The sequence below is a fragment of the Rhizobium sp. NZLR8 genome, from assembly GCF_019685025.1.
Classification (GTDB): Bacteria; Pseudomonadota; Alphaproteobacteria; order Rhizobiales; family Rhizobiaceae; genus Rhizobium.
The window spans coordinates 442,270-454,556 of sequence record NZ_JABDVY010000001.1 but is presented as its reverse complement, the minus strand read 5'-3'; the positions used below and the strand labels follow the sequence as shown (position 1 = coordinate 454,556).

At 63.2% G+C, this 12,287-nt stretch carries 11 protein-coding genes; 1 reads left to right on the top strand and 10 read right to left on the bottom strand.

What is annotated here, in order from left to right:
• Window positions 1-9 precede the first annotated feature (9 nt).
• From ligD to HJB89_RS02105, 9 genes are all read right to left on the bottom strand, one after another.
• Window positions 10-888: a non-homologous end-joining DNA ligase gene (gene ligD, locus HJB89_RS02145; protein ID WP_221148815.1), complete on the bottom strand. Its 879-nt coding sequence runs from the start codon at window positions 886-888 to the stop codon at window positions 10-12.
• Window positions 885-1,892, bottom strand: coding sequence for a DNA topoisomerase IB (locus HJB89_RS02140; protein ID WP_221115658.1), 1,008 nt, complete (start codon window positions 1,890-1,892; stop codon window positions 885-887). The genes ligD and HJB89_RS02140 overlap by 4 nt, the downstream gene beginning before the upstream one ends.
• Before the next feature lie 15 nt (window positions 1,893-1,907).
• The gene (glgX, locus tag HJB89_RS02135) at window positions 1,908-4,064 is read right to left on the bottom strand and encodes a glycogen debranching protein GlgX (RefSeq protein ID WP_221148814.1); all 2,157 of its coding nucleotides are present in this window, start codon (window positions 4,062-4,064) and stop codon (window positions 1,908-1,910) included.
• 103 nt (window positions 4,065-4,167) lie between these two features.
• The gene (locus HJB89_RS02130) at window positions 4,168-4,962 is read right to left on the bottom strand and encodes an SDR family NAD(P)-dependent oxidoreductase (RefSeq protein ID WP_221115656.1); all 795 of its coding nucleotides are present in this window, start codon (window positions 4,960-4,962) and stop codon (window positions 4,168-4,170) included.
• Window positions 4,963-5,136: 174 nt separating this feature from the next.
• Window positions 5,137-6,351 (bottom strand): MFS transporter, encoded by a 1,215-nt coding sequence (locus tag HJB89_RS02125; RefSeq protein ID WP_221148813.1) that lies wholly within the window; start codon window positions 6,349-6,351, stop codon window positions 5,137-5,139.
• Window positions 6,352-6,483: 132 nt separating this feature from the next.
• Window positions 6,484-6,966: a GNAT family N-acetyltransferase gene (locus HJB89_RS02120; RefSeq protein ID WP_221131867.1), complete on the bottom strand. Its 483-nt coding sequence runs from the start codon at window positions 6,964-6,966 to the stop codon at window positions 6,484-6,486.
• Window positions 6,967-7,051: 85 nt separating this feature from the next.
• Window positions 7,052-8,257: a 3-oxoadipyl-CoA thiolase gene (gene pcaF, locus HJB89_RS02115; RefSeq protein ID WP_221131866.1), complete on the bottom strand. Its 1,206-nt coding sequence runs from the start codon at window positions 8,255-8,257 to the stop codon at window positions 7,052-7,054.
• Between the two features lie 9 nt (window positions 8,258-8,266).
• Entirely contained in the window at window positions 8,267-8,971 is a 705-nt protein-coding gene (locus HJB89_RS02110) for a CoA transferase subunit B (RefSeq protein ID WP_221115652.1), read from the bottom strand.
• Window positions 8,968-9,675 carry a 3-oxoacid CoA-transferase subunit A gene (locus HJB89_RS02105; RefSeq protein WP_221115651.1) on the bottom strand — a complete coding sequence of 236 codons (708 nt, stop codon included), beginning with the start codon at window positions 9,673-9,675 and terminating at the stop codon, window positions 8,968-8,970. Before HJB89_RS02105 ends, HJB89_RS02110 begins: the two co-directional genes overlap by 4 nt.
• 141 nt (window positions 9,676-9,816) lie before the next feature.
• Between HJB89_RS02105 and HJB89_RS02100 the strand changes: the two genes are divergently transcribed.
• Window positions 9,817-10,575: an IclR family transcriptional regulator gene (locus HJB89_RS02100; RefSeq protein ID WP_221115650.1), complete on the top strand. Its 759-nt coding sequence runs from the start codon at window positions 9,817-9,819 to the stop codon at window positions 10,573-10,575.
• Window positions 10,576-10,628: 53 nt separating this feature from the next.
• Here the strand turns inward: HJB89_RS02100 and HJB89_RS02095 are convergent, their stop codons facing one another.
• A complete protein-coding gene (locus HJB89_RS02095) occupies window positions 10,629-12,173 on the bottom strand; it encodes an acid phosphatase (RefSeq protein WP_221148812.1) in 1,545 nt (514 codons plus the stop codon).
• Window positions 12,174-12,287: the final 114 nt, after the last annotated feature.

The following is a 12,287-nucleotide window of genomic DNA, read 5'->3' as shown; positions in this document are numbered from 1 at the left end:
AAGAGCGGTTCATTCCAGCGGCATGGCCGCATCGAAGAAATCGCCCCATGGGTCCTTCGGCCGGGTCTTCAATTGCTGCGGCACGTTGGCAAGCGTGAAGGCGGCCGGGCCGCTGACTTCGTTCAAATCAGACCAATCGAGCGGCATCGAAACCGGAGGCCCCAGTCGTGCCCGCGTCGAATAGGCCGCGACCGCCGTGCTGCCGCGGCCGTTGCGGAGATAATCGATATAGATGTGCCCGCTGCGTTTGGCCTTCGTCGCGGTCGACAGATATTTTTCCGGCGCGTCAGCCGACATGCTTTCTGCAAGTGAATGGGCAAAATCCTTCACCTCGGCCCAGCCGGCCTTCGCCGCGAGCGGCGACACAACATGCAGCCCCTTGCCTCCTGATGTCTTGACGAAGGCAGCCAAACCATGGGCCTCCAGCCGTGCCTTCACGTCAAGCGCTGCCGAAATCACCGCGCTCCAGGCGATATCCTCGCCGGGATCGAGGTCCATGGTGATCATATCCGGCCTTTCCCAATGATCGGTCGTTACGCCCCAGGGGTGAATTTCGAGCACGGCCGATTGCACCAGCGCCACCAGGCCGTTGAAATCGACGATGCGCAGCAGCTTTTCACCGTCCATATCCTGCGGATCGGCGATCTCCTCGATATGTGGATTCATGCCCTTCCAGGCATGTTTCTGGAAAAACCGCTGGTGGCCCTTTATTCCGTCCGGCAAACGCAGCAGCGCCAGGGGCCGATTGACGAGATAAGGCGCCATGAATGGCCAGACCGCCGCATAATAGTCCGCGAGCGCCTGCTTGGTCACACCCTCGTCCGGCCAATAGAGCCGGTCGGGATGGGTCAGGACTACGTCCGATGCCGGCGAATTTCTGGGGCTCATTCCTCGATCTCGCGTGTGAGAAAATCAAGTAGCCTGTTTTCCTCGGCCCGCAAGCCCCGCAGCGGCGCGTTGCTGCTCTCGATCAGCGGATGATCATTGCCGGCGAGCGCGATGATCGCCGGATGGATATAGCTCGAGCGCGAGATCGCCGGCGTGTTGTGCAGTGCCTCTGCCGAGGCCTCCGACATCTGCTTTACCGTCGGCCTGGAACCACAGACAATCGCCTCGCGCGCCGCTCCGAAGGCCGCCAGCGACCCTGCCCAGGTGCGGAAGGTCTTCGCGGAAATCGGGATTCCCGATATCTCGGCCAGATAGGCGTTCAGCCGGCCGGAATCGATCGGCTTCAGCGCAGCGTTTTCATCCTTCCAGACGAAAAGCTGGCGGCCGGGCAGGTCCGCGATCTCCTCCAGGATCTTCTGCAGCCTGGGATGTTTGAGACTGCGCTGGACGCGCTTGCCGCCCTTGGCGCGGAATTTCAGCTCGATCTGCCCGTCGACGATCTTCAAGTGCCGCTTGAGCAGCGTCGTTGCGCCATAGGTGCCGTTTTCCCTGACATAGGCCTGGTTGCCGACGCGCAAGTGCGCCTCGTCGAGCAGCGTCGTCAGGGCCGCCAGCACGCCGTTGACATCCTCGGTGCCGGTGTCGAGATGGCGCAGCACAGTGCGGCGTATCTTCGGCAGCGCCCGGCCGAACTCGATCAGCTGATGGAATTTCCCGGCACTGCGGAAAGACTGCCATTCCTTGTGATAGCGATATTGCTTGCGCCCGCGCGCATCAATGCCCGTCGCCTGCAGATGGCCGTTTTCGTAGAGGCAGATCCAGACATTCTCATAGGCCGGCGGCAGACCAAGCGCGCCGATGCGCGCCCGCTGCAATTCATCGGCAAGCGTCGTGCCGTCGGGCATCACATAGCTGAAGCCCTTGCCCTTCCTTCGTCTGCGGATGCCTGGTTCGGTATCGCTGACATAGACGAGACCAAGTTCGGTGATGGCTTCGGCATTCATCTTCTCTGCGACCTGCTACTTGCTCCTGCGACCGAACTGGAACCAGCGGCGGCGCTGGGCCTTGGTCGCCCCCTCCGGCGGTTGGGTCTGGCCTGTCGGCGCAAAGACGGCGACGCTCTGGGCATAGACGATGACCGGATTGTCTTGCTCGTGCACCTCGAAGGCGTTGGTCTCTGTCCCGGTGTCGAGGATCCGCGACCAGTGTTCCAGCCCGTTCACCTCGGGCAGGTATATTTCGCAATCGCCGCCGGCATTGAAGACTAGGAAAAGGTCGTCCATCACCTCGGTTTCCGGTGCAAGTGCGCTCCTTGAGAGATAGACGCCGAGCACTTGCAACCCGTCGTCGTTCCAGGCGTCGCCATCCATGAAGTTGCCGTCCGGCTTGTACCATGCGATCTCGATGCGCCCGTCCTCGCTGGTCTCGCCGGTCAGGAACCGCTCCTGCCGCAGGACCGGATGCGCCTTGCGGAAGGCGACGGCCTGCCGGCAAAAATCGAGGAAGGGATCGTCGAGCCCATCCCAGCCCGTCCAGCCGATTTCATTGTCCTGGCAATAGGCATTGTTGTTGCCGCCCTGGCTATTGCCGAGCTCGTCGCCGGCGAGAATCATCGGCACGCCTTGGGAGAGCATCAGCGTCGCAATCATGTTGCGCCGGCGCCGCGCCCGCGCGGCATTGATTTCGGCATTGTCGGTTGCGCCTTCGGCGCCCATATTGTCGGAATGATTGTCCGAATGGCCGTCGCGGTTGTCCTCGCCATTCGCCTCATTGTGCTTGTCGTCGAAGGACACAGTATCCGTCAGCGTGAAGCCGTCATGGGCCGACAGGAGATTGATCGAAGAGGTGGCGCCCCGATCGGAATGATTGAACTGCGGCGCCGAGCCGGTGACGCGCGCCGCCACCTCCGACACCATGCCACCATCGCCCTTCCAGAAACGGCGCACGTCGTCGCGAAACTTGTCGTTCCACTCACGGAAGGGATGCGGGAAGCCCCCGACCTGGTAGCCGCCCTCGCCGATATCCCAGGGTTCGGCGATCAGCTTGACGCCTGAGAGAATCGGATCCTGCCGGATCGCGCCGAAGAAGCCACCCTGGCGGTCGAATTCCAGGTCCTGCCGTCCGAGCGTGCTGGCGAGATCGAAGCGGAAGCCGTCGATATGCATGACGCCCACCCAGTAGCGCAGGCTGTCGAGCACCATGCGCATCACCATCGGATGGGCGACATTCAGCGTATTGCCGGTGCCAGTCGTATCGAAAGTATGGCGGGGATCGTCGGGCGAGAGAATGTAGTAGCTGGCATTGTCGAGCCCGCGGAAGGACAATGTCGGTCCTTTCTCGCTGCCCTCGGCGGTGTGGTTGTAGACCACATCCATGATGACCTCGATGCCGGCGGCATGGAACTTCCGCACCATGGTCTTGATCTCGGTGATCTTGTCGCCGGACATGTAGCGCGATTGCGGCGCGAAGAAGCCGAGCGTCTGGTAGCCCCAATAGTTCTTGAGGTTGTTTTCGAGGAGATAACGATCATCGAGGAAATACTGGATCGGCAAAAGCTCGATCGCTGAGATGCCGAGCTTGACGAGATGGTCGATGATCGGATCGCTGCACATGCCGAGAAAGGTGCCGCGCAGTCGGTCCGGCACTTTCGGATGCGTCATCGTCAGGCCGCGCACATGCGCCTCATAGATGATGGTGTCGGGCCAGGGCCTGCGGATCGCCTCTTCACCCGCCCAATCGAAGTCCGGATCCTGCACCACGCCCTTGACCGTGAAGGGCGCGCTGTCGCGATCGTCGAAGGAAAGGTCGTCCTCGCCGATCTGATAGCCGAACAGCGCGTCGTCCCATTGCAAGTCGCCCGTTACCTGCTTGGCATAGGGGTCGAGCAGAAGCTTGTTGGCATTGAAACGATGGCCGGCGTTGGGGTCATAGGGGCCATGGGCGCGATAGCCGTAGACGGTGCCCGGCCCGACCCCGGCGACATACCCGGACCAGATGTCGCCCTCGCGTTTCGGTAGCGGCATCCGGGCGATTTCATTTTTTCCATCGGGGGAGAAGAGGCAGAGCTCTATCTGTTCCGCATGAGCCGAGAAAACGGCGAAATGGGTACCGGAACCCGTATACTCTGCCCCCAGCTCCGGCTTGAGGAAGTCGAGTTCCGAAAATGAAAAGCTCATGATGCCCCGCTCAATGAAAAGACCAAGCGGGAAACGTAATGGCGGTTCTAAAGTTCCCTCATGAATGGGAAAAGGCAACGGTGTTGCCGGCCGGAGGGTGCGCTTACGGCATCAACTGGCCGCCATTCACCTCGATGATCTGGCCGGTGATGTAGCCGGACAGCGTCGGCGAGGCGAGGAAGAGATAGGCGCCGACGCAATTCTCCGATGTGCCGACGAAACCCATCGGGATCGACTTGCGCTGCAGTTCCATCTGCTCGTCATTGGTATAACGCTCGTGGAACGGCGTGGCGATGACTCCAGGCGCCACGGCATTGACGCGGATCCTGTCGGCGACGAATTCCTTGGCGTGGCCGCGGGTGATCGTCGAGACGAAGCCCTTCGATGCCGCATAGAGGATCGCCCCGTTGCCGCCGCCATTGCGGGCGGCGATCGAGGTGGTGTTGATGATGAAGCCACCCTGTTTTTTCAGCCACGGATGGGCTGCCCGCGTTGCCGCCAGCACCGAGCGCGCGTTGAGATCCATCACCGCGGCATAATGCGCGTCGGTATATTCCGAGGTCGGCTTGCGCCCCAGCATGCCGCCGGCATTGTTGATAAGCCCGTCGAGATGGCCGAAGGTTTTTGCCGTCTCCTCGACGACACGTTCGGTCTCGCCTTCCCGCGACACGTCGCCCTGGATCAGATGCACGGTGCCGCCGGCACTCCTGATCTCCTCGGCAAGCGCCTCCGCGGGCTCGCGGCTGGCATTGTAGTGGATGCCGACCTTGGCGCCCTGCGCTGCAAAGGCGCGGGCGAGCGCCGCCCCGATGCCGGTCGAGGCGCCGGTGATCAGCACGGCCTTGCCGGAGAGATCCGGCAGTTTGATCGATGCGAGCGATTGCGCAAGTTCTACCATGGCTAAGACAGTCTCCCGAAAAACCAAGGACATAGGTGATGAAACAGATTGGGGAAGTCTATCAGCCGAAATCGGCGAAGGGCAATGCACGAAAGCGGGAGACTTGTATCGCCCGTAGGCGGGCAAAACGATCTTTCCGGCAGCCGTCGTTGCCGACGGCCGCCGGATTTCTCGTCACGAAGGCACACCGAAAGCCGGTTGCGGTTTTTGGCGGGCGAGTGGCGGGAATGCCAGCGCGATTGCCGCGGCCCCGAGCCCGACCATCGCCGAGCCGATGAACAGCCAGGAATAATTGGCGAACGTGTCGAATATCCAGCCGCCGATAAGGGGGCCGAAGGCCATGCCGAGGCTGGAGAGCATCGTCGCCGCGCCCAGGACGGTGCCGAGGATGCGCGGCCCGAAGTATTCCCGCGCCAGCACCGCATAGAGCGGCATTACACCGCCATAGGCGCTGCCAAAGACGATGGCGAGCGCATAGAATTGGGTCAACTCGCTGACGAAGAGATAGGTTGCGAGGGCTGCCGCCTGCACCAGCAGGCCGGCGACCAGCACCGGCTTCACCCCGATCCGGTCGGCAAGGCTGCCATAGAGCAGCCGGCCGCCGAGGCCCGCCAGGCCCTCGACGCTATAGATGCTGACCGCCGCCATCGGGGCGACGCCGCAGATCGTCGCATAATTCACCATGTGGAAGATCGGCCCGGAATGCGCCGCACAGCAGGCAAAGAAGGTCAGGCCGAGCACGATGAATTGCGGCGACCGGAAGACTTTCGACAGCCGTGGCTGGGCGCCGTCGACGGCGAACGCAGCGCCGGCTTCAGCGGTCTCGGCCGGTGGGCGCTTGACCAGCAGGGCGGCCGGCACGAGCAGCGCCCAGGCAGCAATGCCGATGATCAACATCGCCGGCCGCCACTCATAGGCCGAGATCAGCCAGCGCGCGAAGGGCGAGATGGTCATCGGCGCGACGCCCATGCCAGCGGAAACGAGCGACACCGCCAGCCCACGATTTTCGTCGAACCAGCCGATGGTCGCCGCGATCATCGGGGCGAAGAAGGTGCTGGCAGCCAATCCGACGAGGATGCCGTAGGTCAGCTGGAACTGCAGCAACGTCTCGGCGCGGCTGGCCAGCACAAGCGCCAGGCCGAGCAGCACAGAGCCGATCATCACGACGATACGCGGGCCGAAGCGGTCGCTGGCCGCGCCCCAGAGGAAACCGCCAAAACCCATGACGATGAAATTCAGTGTCATCGCGCTGGCGATCCCGACATGCGACCAGCCGGTGGCGGTGGCGATCGGTTCTTGAAAGATCGCTAGCGAGAACATCGCGCCGATGGCCACGCACGACATCAATGCGCCTAAGGCGACGATGACCCAACGATAGGAAACACCCATGGCTTCATAACCTCCCTGCCGACAGAGTGATCGCGACGCATACGGCTCACCCGCCGCACTCCTCGCGATCTAAAGACGTTCGGGCTGCGGCGATTTCGACAGCGCACTCAGATCTTTTTCGCCGTTACGGTTCTACAGAGTCCGAAACATCACCAATGCGTCGACATAACCCTCGGTCGGATGAAGGAAGACGCCGGGAAGGCGGCCGACGATTTCGAAGCCGAGGGATTGCCACAGCTGGACGGCGCGGCGGTTGCTGCTGACGACGAAATTGAACTGCATGGCGCGAAAGCCTCTGGCGCGCGCGTGCTCAAGGGAATGTTGATGCATCAAGCGCGCGACGCCACGGCCGCTGGCGGCTGCATCGGTCATGTAGCCGCAATTGCAGACATGGCGGCCGCCGCCGGCCTGATTGGCCTTGATGTAATAGGTGCCGAGGATGACCCCGTCCTCTTCGGCGACGAAGGTCTCGCGGTCCGGCCCCATCCAGTAGGCGAGCGCATCGGCTTCGGGGAGATCGCGGTCGAGCGCATAGGTTTCGCCGGCGCGGATCGTCGGAGAAATGATCCTCCAGATGGCGCCTCGATCGTCGTTGTCTGTGGGTCGGATCAGCATACCCGATTTTTACAGAAGGCTGATATGCCGCGCAACTGGCCGAGGGCTGCTGGCGAACCGACGCAAGCGCCTTCTTCGACCGGCCTCAAACCCTTTCGAGCGCGATCGCAATCCCCTGCCCGACGCCGATGCACATCGTCGACAGCGAATATCGCCCGCCGGTCTCCCGAAGCTCCAGCGCCGCCGTGCCGGTGATGCGGGCACCCGACATGCCGAGGGGATGGCCGAGCGCGATCGCGCCGCCATTGCGGTTCACCCGCTGATCGTCATCGGCAATGCCGAGCGTGCGCAGCACCGCCAGCCCCTGGCTGGCGAAGGCTTCGTTGAGTTCAATGACGTCGAACTGTTCCTGGGTCATGCCAAGCCGGGCCATCAGCTTGCGCGAGGCCGGGATCGGGCCGACACCCATTACCCGTGGCGGAACGGCGGCAGCCGCGCCGCCGAGGATGCGGGCGATCGGCGTCAGACCAGATTTTCGCGCCGCCGCTTCGGAAGCGACGATCAGCGCCGCCGCCCCGTCATTGACGCCGGAGGCATTGCCTGCAGTCACCGTGCCGCCTTCCTTTTTGAAAGGGGTGGCAAGTTTCGCCAGCGTCTCGATCGTCGTCGCCCGCGGATGTTCGTCCTTGTCGACGATGACGGGATCGCCCTTGCGCTGCGGGATGGTCACCGCAGTAATCTCCTTCGCCAGCCGGCCGCTTGCCTGGGCGGCGGCGGCCTTCGCCTGGCTGCGCACCGCAAAGGCATCCTGGTCCTCGCGGCTGACCTTGTAATCTTCGGCGACGTTCTCGCCGGTCTCCGGCATCGAATCGACGCCATATTGCTTCTTCATCAGCGGGTTGACGAAGCGCCAGCCGATGGTGGTGTCGTGGATTTCGGCGGCCCGCGAAAAGGCCGTCTCGGCCTTCGGCATGACGAAGGGTGCGCGCGACATGCTCTCGACGCCGCCTGCAATCATCAGCTCGGCCTCGCCGGCGCGGATGGCGCGCGCCGCCGTGATTACCGCATCCATGCCGGAGCCGCAGAGCCGATTGATCGTCGTGCCCGGGACAGCGATCGGCAGGCCGGCCAAGAGGGCCGACATGCGCGCGACATTGCGGTTATCCTCGCCCGCCTGGTTGGCGCAGCCGAAGATCACATCGTCGACGGTTTCCCAATCGACGGCGGTGTTGCGTTCCATCAGCGCCTTCAGCGGGATGGCGCCGAGATCGTCGGCGCGCACCTGGGATAGCGAGCCGGCGAAGCGGCCGATCGGCGTCCTGATATAGTCGCAGATAAAGGCTTCGGTCATGGCTTTTCCTCAGAGTTCCGGGACGACGAGATCGGCAACCGGCCCGTCGATATGGAGCGGCGCGCCGGTTATCGCCTGCAATTCCTCCGGCGACATCGCGGCCAACTTCTCGCGCAGGACGAAGTGTCCGTCGACGATGTCGATGACGGCATGGCTGGTATAGACGCGGGTGATGCAGGCCACACCGGTCAGCGGGAAGGTGCATTTCTCCACCAGTTTCGGCTCGCCCGTCTTGGTGACGTGCTCGGTGATGACGCAGACTTGCTTGGCGCCGTGCACGAGATCCATGGCGCCGCCGACGGCCGGCACGCCTTTGCTGCCCACCCGCCAGTTGGCGAGATCGCCGCTCTGGGCGACCTGGTAGGCGCCGAGGATGGCGACGTCGAGATGGCCGCCACGCACCATGGCGAAACTATCGGCATGATGGAAGAAGGCCGCCCCCGGCTTCAGCGTCACCGCCTTCTTGCCGGCGTTGATCAGGTCCCAATCCTCCTCACCTTCGGCCGGCGGCTCGCCGAAATTCAGGATGCCGTTTTCGGTGTGAAAGATTGCCTGGCGGCCGGGCGGCTGATAGCGGGCAACCATTTCGGGAAAGCCGATGCCGAGGTTGACATAGGCGCCGTCGGCAATATCCTGGGCGGCGCGCCATGCGATCTGCGCATTGGAAAGCTTGATGTCTTCCCGAGTGTTGATGGGACGGGTGTTGACGGTCATACGTAGGCCACTCCGGCTCGAATGAGTTCTTCTTCCTGCTGGGGACTGATAACAGCGACGACGCGGTCGACGAAGATGCCGGGTGTGACCACATGCTCGGGATCGATGCCGCCGGCCGGCACGATCGACGAGACCTGGACGATGGTCTTCGCCGCCGCCATGCACATCAGCGGATTGAAGTTGCGGCCGGCCTTGTTGTAGGTGAGATTGCCCTGGATATCGCCGATCTCAGCCTTGACGATGGCGAAGTCGGCCTTCAGCCAGCGCTCCTGCACGTAATGGCGGCCATCGAATTCGGCGATGACCTTGCCCTCGGCAAGTTCGGTGCCATAGCCCGTCGGCGTATAAAAAGCCGGAATGCCGGCCCCGCCGGCGCGGATACGTTCGGCCAGCGTTCCCTGCGGCACCAGCTCGAGCTCGATTTGACCGGCCAGATATCTGTCGGTGAAGGCGCGTGGGTCCGACGAACGCGGAAAAGAGCAGATCATCTTTCTGACCATGCCTGCGTCGATCATCGCAGCGATACCGATGCGCCCGTTGCCGGCATTGTTGTTGATCACGGTGAGGCCCTTGGCGCCCTTGTCGATCAGGGCATGAATGAGCTCGATCGGCGCGCCCGAACCACCAAAACCACCAATCATGACGGTCGCGCCATCACCGATCTCGGAGACGGCCTCCGCCGTGCTCCTGACTGTCTTGTCCATGCGGGATTTCTCCTTGGCTAGATCAGGTTCTCCAGCGTCAGCCATAAAGCCCGAGGCGACGGACGGCAAGAAATTTGTGCGTTATTTGACTTTTGTTCGTATATCGCACAGAATGGATGGATCGATTGGAGAACTCGCCCGATGCGCGAAACGGATTTTGTCAGCGGCTTTGCCCGCGGCCTGAAAGTCATCGAGGCCTTCGGCGAAACGCGCCAGCGGCTGTCGATCGCCGAGGCCGCCAAGCTGACGGAGCTCGACCGCGCCACCGTGCGCCGTTCGCTGCTGACGCTGGCCGAGCTCGGTTATGCAGATTATGACGGCAAGTTCTTCACCCTGACGCCGAAGATCCTACGGCTTGGCCATGCCTATCTCGCGGCGACGCCGCTGCCGGCGCTGCTGCAGCCGCATCTCGATCATCTCTCGGAAAAGGCCGGCCAGAGCGCCTCGGCCTCGGTGCTCGACGGCACCGAAATCGTCTATATCGCCCGCGCCTCGCAGCGCCGCGTCATGTCGATCAATCTCACCCCCGGCAGCCGCCTGCCGGCCTATTGCGCCTCGATGGGGCGCGTGCTGCTGGCGGCCCTTACCGAGAACGAGGCGCGCGCCATCCTTGCCCGCAGCGAGCTGAAGCAAAACACTGCGAATACCAAGACCGATCCGGACGAGCTGATCGCCGAATTCCGCCGGGTCCGCGCCCAGGGTTATGCCATCATCGATCAGGAGCTGGAGGTCGGCCTCTGCTCGATCGCCGTGCCTGTGGAAAGCGACCGCGGTGAAACGGTTGCGGCGATCAATATCGGGGCGCCGGCCGCCCTTGTCCCGGCGGCGGAGATGAAGGAGCGCTATCTGCCATTGCTGAAGGAAACCCAGGCGACATTGCGGCCGTTGCTGCGCCGGTGACGGCAACACGGAAAGGGACGGCCCCGGCCGGCGCCGGGGCCGCTGCCGATCGGTCAATGCGTCAGGTCGAGCGCGGCTGTGAGATCACCCATCGGCGGCCGGCCGTTATCACCGAGCGCCTTGTCGCGGGCGAGGATGCCCGGCAGCACCGGCAGATCGTAGCGCGCAGTGATCAGGCGGATGATCGAGGTCGTGTCGTACTGGGTATGATCGACGCTGCCGCCCTTGGCGAAGGGCGAGATGATGAAGGCCGGGATGCGGTTGCCCGGCCCCCAGCGATCGGCCTTCGGCGGCGCGACGTGATCCCAGAAGCCGCCATTCTCGTCATAGGTGACGACGACGAGCATATGGCCCCATTGCGGGCTTTTCTCGAGGTGAGAGACGATATCGGCAAGATGCTGGTCGCCGCTCGAGACATCGGCATAACCGCCATGTTCGTTGAGGTTGCCCTGCGGCTTGTAGAAGGAAACCGCCGGCAGTTTGCCGTCGTCGATATCTCCAAGGAAGGCCTCGCCGCCAAGGCCGCCGTCTTTCAGATGTTCGGCGCGTGCCGGCGTGCCGGGCGCGAAATTGGAGAAATAGTTGAAGGGCTGGTGGTGGAACTGGAAGTTCGGCACCGGCGTGGCATTCGTGCCGTCGAGGGCTGCCTGCCAGGCGCCGCCGTACCACGCCCAGCTGATGCCTTTCAGCGACATCAGGTCGCCGATGGTCACCGCATGCTGCGGCGGTAGCGTCGTTGCCGCCGTCGGATCGGCATAGGCTTGGTCGCCATCCTTGGCCGGCGGGTTGGCGCTCGGCTGGTAGGGTGGCTGCATGGTGTTGACGGCGTAGAAATCGGGCGTCAGCGCACCGTCGGAGACGAATTTCGGGGCGCCGTCCAGCGCCGACTTCGGGGCGTTGTCGGCCACCACAAGCGAAGTGCCGTCGGCATCGACCTTGGCGATCACAGGCTTGGCCGGGCTCTTGTCGGCATCCGGATAATAGGGCGCGCAGGCGCAGACCAGCGCGAAATGATTGAGGAACGAACCGCCGAAGGCGCCCTGGAAGAAATTGTCGGCAATGACGTATTTCTTCGCCACCTGCCACATCGGCAGGATGGAGCCGTCATAATGGCCCATGACCAGGCCGCCGGAATCGGCCCAGGCGACGAATTTGTCGTTCTTGCCGCCGTCGATCTGCATCTGCTCCTGGTAGAAACGGTGCCAGAGGTCGCGGGTGACGACCGAAGGCGTCTGCGCAAAGCCCTTGGGATCGTCGATCGCGAAGCTGGCATTGGCCAAATGGGCCGACTGTGCTTCTGTCACGGCCGGCGTCACGCCCTTGGCTGTCAGGCCGCCCCAGGCCGGCGGCAGTTCGGCGAGCGGCTGGCCGTTGCGGTCGAGCTGGCGGGCCTGCTCGGCACTGACATTGGCAAGGCCATCGGCGCCGGGAAAGCTGCCATAGAGATTATCGAAGCTGCGGTTTTCGGCATAGATGACGACGATGTTGTCGATCTTATCGTAACCGGCCGGCGCCGCATGGGCGGCCGTCGCCATGGCAAGCGGCAGCATCGCCGATCCGGCGAGACAGATGGAGTGAAGGAGTTTCAGTCTTTTCACGGGGGTACCTCATGGCTGGCGGCGTTGGCTAGAGGGAGCGGGGGCGCTCGGGGCGACCCGAAGCTATTCCCGCCATCTATCAACTTTGTGACAAGCGCCTGTCACAAGGCGGCG